This window comes from Paenibacillus stellifer, assembly GCF_000758685.1.
Classification (GTDB): Bacteria; Bacillota; Bacilli; order Paenibacillales; family Paenibacillaceae; genus Paenibacillus_AQ; species Paenibacillus_AQ stellifer.
This window is the reverse complement of record NZ_CP009286.1, coordinates 4,460,196-4,476,927: the sequence shown is the minus strand read 5'-3', so window position 1 is coordinate 4,476,927 and position 16,732 is coordinate 4,460,196. Positions and strand designations below refer to the sequence as shown.

Here is a 16,732-nt window from a genome sequence, read left to right as displayed (position 1 = left end):
AACAAAGGGATACGACCTGCAAGGCTCATCGACGTGATTAGGGTCAGGATGGATGGAATAGAAGGTGCAGATAACTGAGGGAAGTCTCGTAGTCTCCTTGACGCAAACGCGGACAAGGTAGGGGCGGTATAACCTTAAAGGGAAAGCCAAACCGAAGGGCTGCGAGATGGCGGATCGTCCCGTAGTAGTGAGTAAATCCGGGCCGATGAAAGCTGGTAACAGACTGGAGGAGAAAACCTGGATGAGTATGCGCCCAAATTTTTTTTCAGTGGAAGCAGCCAGAAAAAAAAGTGGTGTCGCATACCCTGCCTCCACTCCAAAAGAGGGGAGACAGAGGCAAAGGGGACGTGCTTCGTCAAAGTCTGTGAGTTGACGCGAGTGGAGATCGTAAGCGCCTTAATCGAATAAGGGTAGTACCAAGTGGGGGTATCCCGCCAATGGCGAAAGAACGCCAACGGATAGAGGGCTACTGGCGACCTGAGTACATGGCGGGCAAACAGGAGCGATTGGCAATGAGTCTAAGACGCATTTGTCGCGCCATGGAACAAGCAAGGAATCGATCCTCTGTAGCGAAAACAAGACCAGCTTGGTGAGTAGCGGCAAAGGTGGTGAAACACCAATGAAACCTAAAAGACGTTACTATTCCTTAATCGATAAAGTATACCAAATGAACAATCTGCACGAAGCCTGGCTAGCTGTGAAGAAGAATCAGGGAAGCGGCGGCATCGATGGCGTAAGCATCGCGATGTACGAGAAAAACGTGAGCATGAACCTAAGAGAGCTTCAAAGATTATTGCAGCAAGGGCGGTACAATCCCGATCCGGTAAGGCGGCATTTCATCGAGAAGGAAAACGGGAAGCTAAGACCGTTAGGCATTCCCACAATCCGAGATCGCGTATGTCAGCAAGCCGTGCGTCAAATCATCGAGCCGATTTTCGAGCAAGACTTCTACTACTACAGCTTTGGCTTTCGTGCGGGATACTCGGCGCACCAAGCAATACATACGATTCGACGAGCGAAACGCGGCGGATACGAATATGTGGTTGACCTGGACATCATGTCCTTCTTCGATGAAATTCCACACGAATTACTGATGGAGAAGGTGCATGAGAGAATCACCGACGGAAAAGTGCTGACGCTCATTCGCGGGTGGCTGACGGCGGGGTTCATGGAAGATGATCAGTTCCATGAAACGGAAATCGGGTCTCCACAGGGTGGGAATTTATCGCCATTGCTTGCGAATCTGTACTTGAACCATTTCGACTGGGGGATGAAAGAGAAGGGATTCGCCGTAGTCAGGTACGCGGATGATGCAGTTATCCTTTGCAAGACAAAGGAACAGGCAAAAGAAGCATACCTGGCGGCAAAGACCATTCTAGAAGACGAACTACAGCTGCGAATGCATCCTGAGAAAACAAAAGTAGTGCATTTCGATGACGGATTTCGTTTTCTTGGATTCGACTTTTGGAGGGATTATCTGATACTACCGGACGCGAAAGTGAAGAAGTACAAGGATAAAATCCGGCAAGTTACCCGCAGACAACAAGGAAATAACCTTGACGAAATGCTCAAGAAACTAAACGGAATTGCCCGAGGATTTGGTAACTATTTCGGCATAGGGAATGTAAAGAAAAAGTTTGAACGTCTGGATGAATGGACGCGGATGAGGGCGCGAGCCTTTATGCGCCAAAAGAAATCTACGGTGTCAAATCGGCTGATTCCAAACAAAGTACTGGAATCAGCGGGAATGGTATTTCTAACAAGCTTACTCACCACACGTTCCTAATTCAGGAGTGAAATAGGCAATCCGGCGACGGATGAAGAGAACTCACTCCTGAAGATGGGGAACTGACGAAGGAAAGCCGTGTGCGGGAAATCCGCATGCACGGTTTGACGGGGAGTCCGAGGGAGTAATCCCTCGTCTTACCCTACTGTGTGCGGAGCGATTATCGGCTTCACGAAGCGGAGCGGGCGTACGGCCGAAGCTTTCGGCGGAGATAGGTGTACAGGTAGACATCAGCCGTTGCCCCGTCCGTCCTGTGGCATACACTGTGATGAACCCCGCCCGGGGAATGCTCTGCAGGGGAGGAAGTGATGAGCATGAAATCAGCCAAGCGAACGCGCAGCCCGAGACATAAGGCTGCACCTGTCCGCCGTACGCCAGCCAAATCGACCGCTCTCCGTACCTTGAGCCGCAGACCAAGGCAGTCTGGAGCCAAGCGCGCAGCCAAGAGCAGGTCCCCGCATGCTTCTGTTCCTGCCGATCTCTTGACGGGTGCACCGGATGAGAGGGAACCCTTGGTGTCGGTCATTATTCCGGCTATGAACGAGGAGAGCACAATAGCCAAGGTCATCGCTGAAGCGCGAAGAACTGCCGCGCGATGCGAGGTGATTGTCGTTGTCAACGGTTCCTCTGACCGTACGGCGGATATTGCGGCAGCTTCCGGCGCGCGCGTGCTTGTCTACCCGGAGCCGCTCGGTCACGATGTCGGACGGAGCATAGGAGCGGGGGCGGCGAAAGGCGACATACTGCTCTTCACGGATGGAGATATTGTTATATCCGCCAAACGGCTGTTTCCGTTCGTCAAAGCGGTCGGCAGCGGTGTCGATGTTGCATTGAACCGCTATTCGGGAGCGGTAAAGAAGCGGCGTCCCCATCCTGTTGTACTATCCAAACATACGCTCAATCTTCTGCTCGGACGCCCCGATCTCCACGGCTGCTCCATGACGACTGTGCCGCATGCTCTGAGCCGAAAAGCGCTTGAGACACTTGGCGGGGAGATACTGTCCTGTCCGCCGGCGGCTCAGGCCCGGGCGGTGCTGCACGGGCTTCGGGTCGAGGCGGTTCACCTGGTCCCGGTCGGGCGGATGAATGTCATACGGCGCAAAAGGGGCGGCCGCGATCCGCTGGCGGACATCGTCGTCTCGGATCATTTGCAGGCGGCTGCGGTTATGCTCGAGCGGCTCGGAGAGCGGGCCGGCTATTCGGATGGCAGCCGTCGGCGGGAGATGGTGAGGTGACAGAGGATGAATACGATGAGAAGATCGCATGTGACGGAAGGCCGCCACAGAGGTTACGGAACCGGCGGCGTTGGAACGCGCAGGACCGGAAGAAAGCGTAAAGCTCCGAAAGCGGAGGCTCTACATGCGCCGGTTATCTCTCCCGGTACAGATGAGAGATCCAAGCTGGAATCTGGGACCATGAAAGCAGCGAGCCCCGCCCAAAGCAAAGGCGCCCGCTGGCGTCCCCCCGCGCGCCGGGGAACGCTGTCGGTCATCGTTTCGGCGCAGAACGAGGAAGCGACTCTTCCTGCCGTGCTCCGTGAAGCGGAAAGACTGCTGCCGGAGGAGCTGATCGTCGTGCTGAACGGCTGCTCCGACGAGAGCTACTTGCGGGCCCGCCAGTCGGCTGTGGCCATGGTGGTCCATTATCCTGATGCGGCAGGGCATGATGTGGGACGCGCGATTGGCGCCAGACTCAGTCGGGGCGACATTCTGCTGTTCCTGGACGGAGATATGGCGATTCCAGCTCCGGCGCTGGCCCCTTTCGTTACCGCCGTGGATGAAGGAACCGACGTGGCGCTCAACGATCTGAATCCGCTGCTTCCTTCCTTTGAACATACCGATCCGGTCACGCGCTGCAAGCTGTTCCTCAATCTTGCGGTCGGACGGGAGGATTTGGGGGCCTCCTCCATGACAGCCGTCCCTCATGCGCTGTCCCGGCGGGCGCTGAGCATCATCGGGCCTAAGACATTGACGGTTCCGCCGAAGGCGCAGGCAGCGGCTGTACTGAACGGACTGAGCGTGAAGAATGCCTCGTCTGTCAACGTAATCGGACGCAACCGGGTACGCAGAAGCAACACGGGAGCGGGGAATGCCGTGGAGCAGATGATTCTCGGCGATCACGCCGAGGCGCTGGCCGAAATTCTGGCCCGGGGCGGGGTCCGGAAATTCCGCGAGGCGGGAGGACCCGGCTATCGAAGCCGCCTGGCCGCATGGAGGAACCAGCCATGACTACAAGCATTATTATCCCGAACTATAACGGACTCGGCCTCTTGAAGGCCTGTGTGGAGTCGATCCGATTCTATACAGAGGAGCCTTATGAACTGATTGTTGTAGATAACGCCTCGGTGGACGGAACGGCGGAATACTGCCGGGAGGAGCGGATACCTTTTCTGTCCCTGCCGTTCAATGCCGGATTTCCGGCGGCGTGCAACAGGGGGCTGCTTCTCGCTTCCGGCGAGGAGCTGCTGCTGCTGAACAATGATGTCATGGTCGCGAAGGGCTGGCTGTCCAACTTGAAATCCGCGCTGTACAGCGCGGCTGATGTCGGTATGGTCGGACCTGTAACGAATTTTGCAAGCGGAAGGCAGCGGGTGGAGGTCCGTTATACCGACAGGGCCGGATTCTTTGCCGCTGCAGAGGAGGCGAACCGGCCTGACCCGTCCAAATGGCGGGAGACACGCCGGTTGGTCGGATTATGTCTGCTGTTCAAGAGAGAAGTGCTGGACCGGGTAGGGCTGCTGGACGAAAGGTTCTCCCCGGGACATTTTGAAGATGATGATTTCTGCCTGCGCGTACGGCTTCAGAGTTACCGGATGCTGATCGCCGGAGATTGTCTCGTGCATCATGAGGGAAGCGCAAGCTTCCGTGAGGTCTACAGCGGCGGCTGGCAGGAATTGATCGAGCAGGGCCGCAGACGGTATATCGACAAGTGGGGATTGGACCCTGCGCTGTTCATCTAACGGCGCCGCCGGTCGTTCCCGGCATCATAGATAGGGAGGAATGGCTTATGAAAGGAGTCATCTTGGCAGGCGGAACCGGAACGCGGCTATATCCGCTGACCCGGCTCATGAACAAGCATTTGCTTCCGGTCGGCAGATATCCGATGATATGCTACGGGATTGACCGGCTGCGCAAGGCGGGGATCACCGACATTCTGCTGGTTATCAGCAAACAATCCGCCGGGATGTACACGGATTTTCTGGGAAGCGGAGCCGCCTTCGGCGTGTCCCTGACCTACAAAATCCAGGAAGCGGCCGGCGGAATCGCTGAGGCTCTAGAGCTGGCGAAGGGCTTTATCCCGTCAGGAGAACGGTTCGTTGTCCTGCTCGGCGACAATCTGTTCACCGAGGATCTCGCACCGTATGTGGAAGGCTATCTGCGCCAGCCTGAGGGAACTGCCAAAGTGCTGCTCAAGCCGGTGAGTGACGCCCGCCGTTATGGCGTGCCGGTCTTTGACAGCTCGGATGCCGGCTGGATTGCGCGGATCGAAGAGAAGCCTAAGCAGCCGAAGAGCGAATACTGCGTGACCGGCATTTACATGTATGACGAGGCCGTATTCGACATTATCCAGCGCATCTCGCCCTCTCAACGGGGGGAGCTGGAGATTACGGATGTCAACAACCTGTATGCCGCAGACCGCAAGCTAAGCTATGATGTGCTCAAGGAATGGTGGAGCGATGCGGGGACATTTGATTCCCTTCGCGAAGCCGGGGATAAGCTGAAGGACGCGCTGCCGTAAAGGCGGCGCGTTTTTCAATATTTCCCCAAATTAGGTATTGACTTGTCTGAATAAGGAATGGTATTTTGTAGGAGGAAACCGGTTTCTTTGGAATTAGTAAGAAAAGCTTCAAGTTAGCCCTTTCATGAAGGGCAGGGGCAACACGGCGGCTTGGAAAATTCCGGACGATCGTAATGGACAACCTTGTCCTGGAATTCACAAGACGGCAAAGCTCTCGGATTCATGCAAACGTTTGTCTTCCGGAAATCAAATTTGAGAGGAGAGTCATGTATGAAAACGTATTCAAAGATGTTGACGACTTTATCGCTATCCATTAGTATGGCTCTGGTTGCCGCACTGCCTGCATTTGCGTCTCCGGATACCAGTGTGAGCAACAAGCTGGACTACAGCACGGATGTCATTTATCAAATCGTAACCGACCGCTTCTCAGATGGAGATTCATCTAACAACCCGACAGGATCGGCATTCAGCAGCGATCACTCCAATCTGAAGCTCTACTTCGGAGGAGACTGGAAGGGAATCACCAACAAGATCAATGACGGTTATCTGACCGACATGGGGGTTACGGCCATCTGGATTTCCCAGCCGGTCGAGAATATCACCTCCGTCATCAACTATTCCGGCGTTAACAACACCGCTTACCACGGTTATTGGGCCCGGGATTTCAAGAAGACCAATTCGGCCTTCGGCAGCTTCACCGATTTTCAGACCTTGCTTGACACGGCCCATGCTCATAATTTGAAGGTGATCATCGACTTTGCGCCGAATCACACAAGCCCGGCTTCATCGACGGACGCCAGCTTCGCGGAGAACGGCGCTCTCTACGATAACGGTACACTGCTCGCCAAATATGGCAGCGATCCGAACGGCTTGTTCCATCACAACGGCGGCACCGATTTCTCCACAATTGAAAGTGGTATCTACAAAAATCTGTACGATCTTGCAGACATTAATCAGAACAACAGCACAATCGACGCCTACTTTAAGAATGCTATCCAGCTGTGGCTCGGTATGGGGGTAGACGGCATCCGGTTTGACGCGGTGAAGCATATGCCGTTCGGCTGGCAAAAGAGCTTCGTCTCCTCGATCTACAGCAGCAGCCATCCGGTCTTCACCTTCGGCGAATGGTTCCTGGGCGCTGACGAGACCAGCTCGGACAATGTCAATTTCGCCAACAACAGCGGCATGAATCTGCTTGACTTCGCGTACGCCCAGGAGGTACGGGAAGTATTCAAGGATAAATCGGAAACGATGCCTGAGCTGAACACCGTCCTGAACAGCACTGCATCCAGCTATAACTACATCAATAACATGGTTACCTTTATCGACAATCATGATATGGACCGCTTCCAGGCTGCAGGAGCCAGCACCCGGCCGACCGAGCAGGCGCTTGCGCTCACGTTGACCTCTCGCGGGGTTCCGGCGATCTACTACGGCACGGAGCAGTATATGACCGGTGTCGGCGATCCGAACAACCGGGCGATGATGACGTCGTTTGACAACACAACAACGGCTTACAAGGTAATCAAGGCCCTTGCCCCGCTGCGGAAGTCCAATCCGGCTATCGCTTACGGTACTTCCACCCAACGCTGGGTGAACGATGATGTATACATTTATGAGCGGAAATTCGGCAGCAGCGTCGCTCTGGTCGCCATTAACCGCAACACGACGACGTCTTATCCGATCTCGGGTCTGCTCAGCTCGCTCCCGGCGGGCACCTACTCGGATGTCCTTAAAGGACTGCTGAACGGTAACTCCATTACTGTCAGCGGCGGCGCGGTCAGCAACTTCACACTTGCGGCTGGCGGAACGGCGGTATGGCAGTACAGCACCTCCGAGACTACGCCGACCATCGCTAATGTCGGTCCGACCATGGGCAAACCGGGCAACACGGTCACCATTGACGGACGCGGATTCGGAAGTACGGCAGGTACTGTCTACTTCGGCACGACAGCTGTTACCGGTTCGAACATCGTAAGCTGGGAAGACAGCGAAATCAAAGTGAAGATTCCAAGCGTGGCCGCAGGCAAAACGGCCGTTAAAGTAGCGAATGCTTCCGGCACGCAGAGCAGCGCATTCAACAACTTCAACGTGCTGACCGCAGATCAGGTTACCGTGCGCTTTAAAGTCAACAATGCCACCACTGCCCTTGGAACCAGTGTTTATCTGGTCGGCAGTGCCGCCGAGCTTGGCTCCTGGAGCACAGCCAATGCGATCGGCCCGATGTACAATGTGGTTGAAGCATCTTACCCGACCTGGTATTTCGACGTCAGCGTTCCGGCGGGTACGGCACTGCAGTTCAAGTTCATTAAGTCCAACGGCACCACAGTAACATGGGAAGGCGGCAGCAATCATACGTATACCTCGCCGACCAGCGGTGTTGGAACGATATCGGTTGATTGGCAAAATTAATAACAAATACTTGTAATACCGATTCAGAGCACGGAATCTGGCGCTGTCCTTCCCCGGGGAGAGCCGGGATTCCGTGCTTTTTGGCGTTCTGACCGGAAATCGCGGCTTTCCGCCTTCCCTTCTGATCAAGTATAATTGGATTTAACTGGAATGTTGGAGGACCCAATCCGATGAGAGTAACGATTAACGATATCGCCCGAGCGGCGAATGTAGCCAAATCAACCGTATCCAAGGTCCTGAACGATTCACCGACCATCTCGGAGGCTACTAAGGAAAAAGTCCGGGCCATCATGCTGGAGATGAATTATGAGCCGAGCAGCTTCGCCACACGGCTGGCCAAACAGAAATGCTATAACATCGGACTCATCATCGACCTTTCACGCAAAAGCGATTTCCTGAATTATTCGTTCTACGATATTATCGGCGGTGTTGAGAGCGTTATCGGACCGCTCGATTACGAGCTGACGATCTGCAATATCGAACATATCGGTCGGGACCGGTTCGTAAGCCGCTTCGTGCTCGGCCGCAAAGTGGACGGAATTATTTTGGACAACTCCATCCTGACCCCAATGCTGGCGCAAGAGCTTAACGAACGGAGTTTTCCTTACATCGTTATTGGAGAGCTTCCGGGAGTCCGGCCCTTGAGATGGGTCGATATCGACAATCGCAGCGGAGCCGCGATTCTGACGCAGCATCTGCTCGCCCAAGGGTACCGGAACCCGGCGTTTATCGGCGGTGAAGAGTGCGACCCGCTGTTCGGAGCGAGAGTGGCGGGATTCCGGGATGCGCTGCCGCATACGTCATTGCCGCCTGTGCTTCCCGGCTACTCGAACGAGGCCAACGGGCGCAGGCTTACTTGTGAGCTGCTCTCCCTCAGCCAAGCTCCGGATTCGATTGTGTGCATGAGCAACCTTGTGGCTTTCGGTGCGCTTCAGGAGCTCGGCGAGCGGGGGATCTCAATACCGGAAAATATCGGAATCGCCACCTTTGACAATAGACCGCTTGCTCCATATACGACGCCCCCGTTGACCTGTCTTGATATGGACACGTTCGCGCTGGGAGCGGCGGCAGGGGACATGCTGATGGCACAGATTAACGAGCCGAATGCCATTCAGGCGGAGGAGCACCGCTGGGTGGAGCCGAAGCTGGTTGTCCGCCAGTCCACTGCATTAATGAAAGGAATTGATTAAGCCCAAGACTAATGTTAATCGCTGTCTGTTCATTTCGAAAAAGTCCGTTTACAATAGAAATAATTTACAACGGAGGTGCTTGATTATGTTAAAAGTCCGTCAGCAAAGCGGAGTTAGTAAGTTATCTTATTCACAGCTTGGAAACGCAAAAATAGGTGATGAAGCGGCAGCGCGGTCCGGACAGCTTGGCTGATTAGAGATATTCATTTAATCATTCGACACTATTGTCAAAGGTCCGCCTGCCAAGACAGAGAGGCGGAATATAGATGCAGCATTCGCATGGAGCGGCCCGGGTATATACCCGAATGAAGTTTTTGACTTCCCTGGCGGGAAGCACGATGTTTACAACCTATACGATTTATTATGTCAAAGAGCTCGGGTTTACCCCCCTTCAGCTCATGCTGATCGGGACGGTTCTGGAGCTTACGGTGCTGATTTTTGAAGGAATTACGGGCGTTGTTGCCGATACCTACGGACGCAGACGGTCGGTTATTATCGGCATGTTCATTCTCGGCGGAGGCTTCACCCTTGAAGGAACCGCCGTCTGGCTGTCCTCCGGGTCTGTCATGCTTCCGGCTTTTGGCATTATTCTGGCGGCCCAGCTGCTGTTCGGGATAGGCTGGACGTTCATCAGCGGAGCAGATACGGCCTGGATCGTGGACGAAGTCGGTGAGCAGGGGGCTGGCGGGCTCTTCATGAGCGCTCAGAAAATAACTCTCGCCGCTTCCCTCGCCGGCATAGGCATCAGTGTCGGTCTGTCAACGCTGATGCCCAATCTGCCTTACCTGGCCGGCGGGATGATGTATTGGATTCTTGGCGTCTATCTGCTCGCCAGGATGCAAGAGACGGGCTTCGTTCCGCGAACCGAAGGCCGGAGAGAATCGCCAATCCGCGAGATGCGGAAGGCCTGGCAGGACGGCGCAGCCGTGGTGCGCCGCAGCCCGCTGCTGATTGCCATGGTGCTGATAACCGTCTTCACGGGCGCCGCCTCGGAAGGGTATGACCGGCTGTGGGAAGCCTATATGATGAACGGCATCGGCTTTCCGGCGGGGCCGATTTCGCCGGCGCTCTGGTTCGGCATCTTCAGCGCAGCCGCCACGCTGCTCGGGATGGCGGCCGTTCATGCCGCTGAGCGCAGAATCAACATGAACAGCGGGCGTACGCTCTCGCTCAGCTTATTGCTGCTGACGGCGATCCGCGCGCTTGGCATTTTAGGACTTGCGCTGTCGCCATCGTTCGGCGGCGCGGCTGCAGCGGTGCTGATGGTCAGCATCGCTTCTGCGGTGGCCGAGCCGGTGTACGCCACCTGGCTCAACCGGAATCTGGAGAGCCGCACACGGGCGACCGTCTTGTCGATGGTCAGCCAGGCCGATGCCTTCGGGCAGAGCGCGGGAGGTCCGGCGGTCGGCTGGATCGGAAGCCGGTTCTCCATTCGGGCTTCGCTGCTGGCGGCGGGCGTGCTGCTGTTTCCCGTACTCGGCGTATTCGGCCGGGGGATCAAGGACGCCGGAGACGACGCCTTGAACCGGAAGGCGGGCTGATCCCCGGGCAGCGAGCTGCAAGAGGATAGCAACACGAGACTAAATTCAGATGCCTCCAAGAGAAAATTGCTTTGCCCAGAAGAGAGGGCGGCGATCTTGGAGGCTTTTTTTGCGTGACGAATAATTAAAATTTAAACTTTGTGATTGCAATCACAATCCGGGATGAATGCCCGTGCTACTCTGTTGTTGAGAATAGTTATCAGTTGATTGGGATCAAGGATTAGAGACGGCAAGGGAGCGTGGGAATCATGGACAAAACGATGCGCATGGATGAAACGGTGTATGACCTGGCCACCCGCTGGCCGGAAACGGTGGATATCATGGTTGAGCTGGGCTTCAAGGATATCGCCAAGCCGGGCATGCTGCAGACAGCAGGACGGTTCATGACGCTGGAGAAGGGAATCAAGCTGAAGCGGATGGATGCGGACACCGTCAAGGAGGCATTCCGGAGCCGCGGGTTCAGCATTTTAGCATAGAAAACTAGAGAAGGAGTGTGTAATCATGAGCGAACTCATTAACAACCGCGAGGCGCAAGCGCCGGAGCGCAGCGAACGCCAGCAGATGCTGATGGACATCATCAAGGAGCTGCATGCGGGCAAGGATGTAGAAGAGGTCAAAGCGCGCTTCCAGGAAGCGACCCTCAATGTGTCGGTGTCGGAAATTTCGGAGCTGGAGCATGCACTGATGACCGAGGAAGGCATTCCGGTATCTGAAGTTCAGCGTCTGTGCTCCGTCCATACGGCCGTGTTCAAGGGCTCGATCGAGGAGATTCACCGTTCGTCGAAACCCGAGGAACAGCCCGGTCATCCCGTGCATACGTTCAAACAGGAGAACCGGGAGCTGGAGAAGCTGACGGGCTTCACTCTGGAGCTGCACAAGGACAAGTTCGCCAAGGATGACAGTCCGGCGGCAATCTACAAGCTGCTGGAGGATTTGAATCTTCTGATGGACATCGACAAGCATTACAGCCGCAAGGAGAATCTCCTCTTTCCTTATCTTGAAAAATACGGCGTGTACGGTCCGACAAAGGTCATGTGGGGCGTCGACGACGGTATCCGGAGCATGATCAAGGAAGCCAAGGCGCTGCTGTCCGCTTATGAGGGCGGGCGGGAAGAAGTTCTGAACGCGCTGGAGCTGATCATCAAGGAAGTTAACGAGATGATCTTTAAGGAAGAAAATATTTTGCTGCCGATGGCGCTGGAGAAGCTGACCGAGGACGAATGGGTCAAAATCGCCGGGGAGAGCGAGAGCATCGGCTTCTGCCTGACCGCGCCGGAGAAGGAGTGGATTCCGGAACGCGCGCCGGAGCCGACGGTGGCTGCGGATTCGGAAGCCGGCGGTGGAGCCGAAGCGCCTCAGGGCTTCATCCGCTTTGAGACGGGAATCGTGTCCGTACAGCAGCTTGAGCTGATCATGAACCATCTCCCGGTCGATCTTACCTTCATCGACGAGAACGATGTGGTCCGGTATTTCTCTCACGGCAAGGAGCGGATCTTCGCCCGTACAAAAGCAGTAATCGGCCGCACCGTGCAGAACTGCCATCCGCCGCAAAGCGTGCATGTGGTGGAGAAGCTGCTGGAAGACTTCAAATCCGGACGCAAGGATGCCGAAGACTTCTGGATTCAAATCAAGGATAAATTCGTCTACATCCGCTATTTCGCCATCCGGGACGAAGAGGGGCGTTACATGGGAACTCTGGAGTTTACGCAAAATATCGCGCCGATCCGGGCCCTGGAAGGCCAGAAGCGCATTATGTCGGAGTAACCGTGTCAAAAAGAAGTACCGGCCGGCCGCTATGCGAGCGATGGGAATCGCTTGCGGGCGGCCTTTTGCGTGCTCCGGGAAGGGAACTCTGTGCTGCGGATATTTTTCAGGCAGATTGTCTCTAGCCCAAAAGGTGAACGCCCGTTTCGTTACGCGCTTAGGATTCGGAGCTTATCTGTAACCGGCCGGGCTTTCGGCGCATATGCTGATGCAGGGCGCCTAAAGCAAAGGAGACATGACCATGCAGAACCAAATCACCAAAATACTGGAGCACATGGCCCATTCCCACGAACAGATGGCGCGCATCCTTGACGCCGAGCGCCATGTAGCTGTCCGCATGGCTCAAATCGTTCATGACCTGCCGGATGCGGAGCCCGACTTCGGCGGGACTGAAGGCGTCATCGAAAGCGCGGGCCGTGTGAACAAGACCATCATCTCCTATCTTAATGCTTTCGCGGATTTGCAGGAGGCGATGGCCGAACAGGTAGGGAGAGTAATTAAGGAAATGCAGGGCCAGGAAGAAGAGTAGCGGGAGGCGGATGATGAGCAGAGAAGAATCGTATTTGAAGATGCTGGAGTCTACCGCCGCGATCCAGTGGAACATCGCGATCATCCTGGAAGCCAAAGCGGTGGAGGCAGAGAAGGTCAAGCATTGGGCGCATCATCACATGCATCCCAGGGCCTTCGATACGCATGAGGACCAGCTGAAGGAGTCTCTTGCCATGCATGAAGCTATTGTAGAGCTGGTTGAAGGGCTGACCAAGCTGGAGAACGGCCTTTGCAGCAATCTGAAGGCCATGCTTGACACGGGCGAGGAAGACGGCGGAGACGACGGCTTGGGCGGATTGTCCGACGGCTTCAGCTTGGGAGACAGCGACAAATGAGCGCGCCGCAGCTCTCGGAACAGGCCGTGAAGCTGGAAATGATCCGCTCGATCGCCAGGAGCCAGGCTGCGCTCGCGGCCATTCTGGAATCCGTGGCGGAGGTGACCGGCCATTCGGAGCTTGCGGCCCGCAGGCTGTGCGAGAATGTCAGGGTGCTCAGCGAATACCAGAGCGCCATGTGCCGGATGATGTCCGGTATTTCGCTGCCGAGACCCAGGGAAGGGGAGCCTTCTTCCCCGTGGCTGGCTCAGGCCACCCGGATCGGTCCTACGCGGCAGCTTGACGTACAGAAGGGGTGACAGGAGATGAAGACTAAAAGAACAAGCCGGAAGAAGCCGCTGAAGGGAAAGAGAACCGGCTCGCGCCGGGTATTGCTTGCGCGCAAGACCAAATTGCGCAAAACCCGCAAAGGGGCTGCGCCGAAGGCGCGCAAAGGAGCGGTCAGGAAGCGCTCGGGCATCCGGCTGCGGAAGAAGGGGCTGAAGCTGCGCCGCGGCAGACATCGCCGCCGGATCGCGGCTGTAGTGACGCCGCCGAATCCGCCTGCCCCACCCGCGCCGCCGGCTCCGCCCGAAACGGTGCTGGTGCCGCTTCCCGCCGATCCCGGCGTCCCTCCGGAGACTCCGCCGGCCGACGCCTACCAGCAGGGCTACAATGAAGCCTATGACGTTGGCTTCGATACCGGCTTTGCGAAAGGTTTCGAGGACGGGCATAAACTGGAGTTCGGATAAAGTCGAACGGCGGCAAAGAGCCTGTCTTTGCCGCCGCGTTCCCTTGCCGGAGGCTTCATCTTGCGCCGCCTTATATGATAGACTGTCAGAAGCAGAGTCATTGACTCAGGCACCCGGCAGAAAGGCGGTTGAAGACCTAAATGGAGAACGTCATCAGACAAGGAAGAATGGATGATCTGGAGCGGATCATGGCTTTGATTGCCGAATGCGTGCGCGTGATGCAAGAGGGCGGCAGCGACCAATGGAATGAAAGCTATCCGAACCGTGAGGTCATCGCGAAGGATATCGAACAGGGAACGCTCTATGTGTTCGAGGATGACGGTACGCCTGCCGGCATTATTGTTCTGGACGAGAACGAAGCCGAGGAATACCAGTCGATCGACTGGGTGCAGAAGGAAGGGCGTCATCTGGTCATGCACCGGCTGGCGGTTCACCCGGAAATTCAGGGCAAAGGCATTGCCCGCCGCCTGCTCGCGTTCGCCGAAGATCAGGCGGCCCGCGAAGGTTATTCCAGCATCCGCATGGATACATACGCTAAGAACGACAGAGCGCTCAGCCTGTATCTCCGCCTTGGCTACGAGGTTCGGGGCGAGGTCCGGTTCCCGGGCCGGATCGCCAATTTTCCGGTTATGGAGAAGCTGCTGAAGTCAGCGGAGAGCTGATATTTTGGCAATGTAAGCAGTTGCACTGAAAACGGGAGCAAATTGTTAAATTTGCGTAAAAACGTAAGAATGAATGGGCTGATTCCCGCTATTATTCGTAAACAGGAAAATAGCGCGATTCAGCCCGTTTCTGCGCGTTTTCCATATTCAAGGGCATGAACTATAATAATGACATCACCAGATGAGCTGGCCTAAAAAAAGAAGCCGGATGGATAACGCTCTGAAGCGAAGGTTTCATTTAAATTCAGCGGCTAATCGATTTTTCGGTAAGCGCGGAAGGTGATACTCCAAACTTCTTAACCAAAAAGGAAGGGAGAGAGTTCCGATGGGCTAGACAAGCGGTGCATACCTCATCCGAAGGATTTTAAGCCACGCGGATGGACGGCCTTTAAGAAGACCGGAAGGTATGGATCGGACCCAAAGGTAACCTGAAAAAGGAAGAAGGCTATTTCAAAGCAGGACCAAAGTCCCTGCGAGAAAGGAGCAGGATTCCATTGGAAAAGGTTAGCGAAGCGTACAATGTACGGTAGTCGCATATAAGGAAAACGGACGTGACAACGTTTTTCGCGAATATCGTGTACGCGGGGAGAACAAGCAACCCAATTGGGCATGGAAATTTCGGTGAACGTACTCCGGAATCGGAGTATCAGGCAAGTGAAAATTTAGGAACAATCTGAGCAACATGGAATCATCGGAATGTGTGCCATGTCAAGGGTATGGATTGTTGCAGGAGGAAATGAATAAAATTGAATAGCAATAAGGAGACTTAAAACCCCGTTGCCATAGTGAGGCAGTCGGGGTTTTAAGTGTTTAAGGAGCTGTATGGAGCTGTGCGGGCGGATCACTCTTAAATCAGCTCCGGCGCATATCCTTGAGCTGCTGCACGATTGCGGCCATATCCAGCTCTCCCCTGCCTTCACGGTCAGCTGCTGCATACGTCTTGCCGGCAGCTTCCGCAAGCGGCAGCGTAAGACCGGCCAGCTTCGCTTCATCCTGGACCAGTCCCAGATCCTTCGCCACAAGGCTGATCATGAATGCAGCCGGGAATTCCTCTTTTACATACATCATCTTCTTGGCCTCGAACAGCTTCGTCGAGACGGCTGATTCGTCGATCATCTGCAGCACCTGCTCCCGCTTCAGGCCAGAGCTTTCGCCGAAGAGCAGCGCTTCCCCGATACCCTGGGCGACGACGCCGAGAAGCAGATTGATCGCAAGCTTCGCGGAGCTGCCTGCGCCGACATCGCCGAAGTGAATCGTCGATTTGCCCAGCCGGTCAAAGAACGGGGCGCAATATTCAAGCGCTTCGGGCGAGCAGCCGGCAAGAATGACAAGCTGGCCCTTGGTCGCCGGCCCCACGGAGCCGGATACAGGGGCGTCCACATAAATGCCCCCGGCTTGTTCCGTAAGCCGCGCGAAAGCCTTCGCTTCCTCAGTCAGAATCGTGCTCATATTGACGATGTACGCGCCTTCCCGCAGATGGGAGAGAACGCCGTTCTCGCCTTCCAGCACCTCCCGGACCGCTTCGCCCTTCGTCAGCATCAGGAAGATAACATCGGCTTCATCCGCAGCCTCGGCAGGAGTCTTGCGGAGAACCGCCCCCTCTCTTCCAAGCGGCTGCGCTCTTTCCGCTGTCCGGTTATACACATGCAGGCCATATCCGGCTTGAATCAAATTTCGGGCCATCGGTACGCCCATATGTCCTGTTCCGATCCATGCGATCTTTTTCAATGGAATCCACTCCTTCTTCAAGCTTTCTCTGTCCATTCTAAACCCTAAACCGGACAGGGACAACCTGGCTTGGACCTTCTCCTGCTCTTGATGTCATTTAACATGACTCTTATTGACAAATAACCTGTCCTTGAATTATGATGAGCCTAAACCTATTTTAAATTTTTCGTATATCCTTAATGATTGGATTAAGGGTTTCTACCGGGAACCGTAAATTTCTGGCTACGAGAATGTGCCTAGGCATGTTTTCGTAGCCTTTTTGCTTGGATATGGGCATGAATCGGAGAGGGGAGAAC

At 55.3% G+C, this 16,732-nt stretch carries 16 protein-coding genes and 1 riboswitch; of the genes, 15 read left to right on the top strand and 1 reads right to left on the bottom strand.

Going from position 1 to position 16,732, the window contains the following annotated elements; all coding sequences use genetic code 11:
- The first annotated feature begins 619 nt into the window (after positions 1-619).
- The 15 genes from ltrA to PSTEL_RS20530 all read left to right on the top strand — a co-directional run bounded on the left by ltrA (position 620) and on the right by PSTEL_RS20530 (position 14,708).
- The gene (gene ltrA / locus PSTEL_RS20600; protein ID WP_038698244.1) at positions 620-1,786 is read left to right on the top strand and encodes a group II intron reverse transcriptase/maturase; all 1,167 of its coding nucleotides are present in this window, start codon (positions 620-622) and stop codon (positions 1,784-1,786) included.
- Between the two features lie 314 nt (positions 1,787-2,100).
- The gene (locus PSTEL_RS20595; protein WP_084065224.1) at positions 2,101-3,021 is read left to right on the top strand and encodes a glycosyltransferase family 2 protein; all 921 of its coding nucleotides are present in this window, start codon (positions 2,101-2,103) and stop codon (positions 3,019-3,021) included.
- Positions 3,022-3,036: 15 nt separating this feature from the next.
- Positions 3,037-4,014: a glycosyltransferase family 2 protein gene (locus PSTEL_RS20590; protein WP_169744612.1), complete on the top strand. Its 978-nt coding sequence runs from the start codon at positions 3,037-3,039 to the stop codon at positions 4,012-4,014.
- On the top strand, positions 4,011-4,745 hold the full coding sequence (locus PSTEL_RS20585; RefSeq protein WP_038698242.1) for a glycosyltransferase family 2 protein: 735 nt from the start codon (positions 4,011-4,013) through the stop codon (positions 4,743-4,745). Before PSTEL_RS20590 ends, PSTEL_RS20585 begins: the two co-directional genes overlap by 4 nt.
- A 47-nt stretch (positions 4,746-4,792) precedes the next feature.
- Positions 4,793-5,524 carry a sugar phosphate nucleotidyltransferase gene (locus PSTEL_RS20580; RefSeq protein ID WP_038698240.1) on the top strand — a complete coding sequence of 244 codons (732 nt, stop codon included), beginning with the start codon at positions 4,793-4,795 and terminating at the stop codon, positions 5,522-5,524.
- A gap of 270 nt (positions 5,525-5,794) precedes the next feature.
- Entirely contained in the window at positions 5,795-7,936 is a 2,142-nt protein-coding gene (locus PSTEL_RS20575) for an alpha-amylase family glycosyl hydrolase (RefSeq protein WP_038698238.1), read from the top strand.
- A 170-nt stretch (positions 7,937-8,106) separates the two neighbouring features.
- Positions 8,107-9,126 carry a LacI family DNA-binding transcriptional regulator gene (locus PSTEL_RS20570; protein ID WP_038698236.1) on the top strand — a complete coding sequence of 340 codons (1,020 nt, stop codon included), beginning with the start codon at positions 8,107-8,109 and terminating at the stop codon, positions 9,124-9,126.
- Between the two features lie 266 nt (positions 9,127-9,392).
- On the top strand, positions 9,393-10,667 hold the full coding sequence (locus tag PSTEL_RS20565; protein ID WP_052098748.1) for an MFS transporter: 1,275 nt from the start codon (positions 9,393-9,395) through the stop codon (positions 10,665-10,667).
- A gap of 248 nt (positions 10,668-10,915) precedes the next feature.
- On the top strand, positions 10,916-11,143 hold the full coding sequence (locus tag PSTEL_RS20560) for a DUF1858 domain-containing protein (protein WP_038698234.1): 228 nt from the start codon (positions 10,916-10,918) through the stop codon (positions 11,141-11,143).
- A 25-nt stretch (positions 11,144-11,168) separates the two neighbouring features.
- A complete protein-coding gene (locus PSTEL_RS20555; protein WP_038698232.1) occupies positions 11,169-12,431 on the top strand; it encodes a DUF438 domain-containing protein in 1,263 nt (420 codons plus the stop codon).
- A 241-nt stretch (positions 12,432-12,672) separates the two neighbouring features.
- Positions 12,673-12,960 (top strand): protein kinase family protein, encoded by a 288-nt coding sequence (locus PSTEL_RS20550; protein WP_038698230.1) that lies wholly within the window; start codon positions 12,673-12,675, stop codon positions 12,958-12,960.
- A 10-nt stretch (positions 12,961-12,970) separates the two neighbouring features.
- Positions 12,971-13,315: an alpha-helical endospore appendage domain-containing protein gene (locus PSTEL_RS20545; RefSeq protein ID WP_483823596.1), complete on the top strand. Its 345-nt coding sequence runs from the start codon at positions 12,971-12,973 to the stop codon at positions 13,313-13,315.
- The gene (locus PSTEL_RS20540; RefSeq protein ID WP_052098746.1) at positions 13,312-13,614 is read left to right on the top strand and encodes a hypothetical protein; all 303 of its coding nucleotides are present in this window, start codon (positions 13,312-13,314) and stop codon (positions 13,612-13,614) included. Before PSTEL_RS20545 ends, PSTEL_RS20540 begins: the two co-directional genes overlap by 4 nt.
- A 6-nt stretch (positions 13,615-13,620) precedes the next feature.
- Positions 13,621-14,046 (top strand): hypothetical protein, encoded by a 426-nt coding sequence (locus PSTEL_RS28590; protein WP_038698226.1) that lies wholly within the window; start codon positions 13,621-13,623, stop codon positions 14,044-14,046.
- 140 nt (positions 14,047-14,186) lie between these two features.
- Positions 14,187-14,708: a GNAT family N-acetyltransferase gene (locus PSTEL_RS20530; protein ID WP_038698224.1), complete on the top strand. Its 522-nt coding sequence runs from the start codon at positions 14,187-14,189 to the stop codon at positions 14,706-14,708.
- An 852-nt stretch (positions 14,709-15,560) separates the two neighbouring features.
- On the opposite strand, the gene PSTEL_RS20525 is transcribed toward PSTEL_RS20530, so the two are convergent.
- Positions 15,561-16,472, bottom strand: a complete 912-nt coding sequence (locus tag PSTEL_RS20525) for an NAD(P)-dependent oxidoreductase (protein ID WP_052099308.1) — start codon at positions 16,470-16,472, stop codon at positions 15,561-15,563.
- Between the two features lie 110 nt (positions 16,473-16,582).
- Positions 16,583-16,681, top strand: a riboswitch (purine riboswitch).
- The last annotated feature ends 51 nt before the right edge of the window (positions 16,682-16,732 follow it).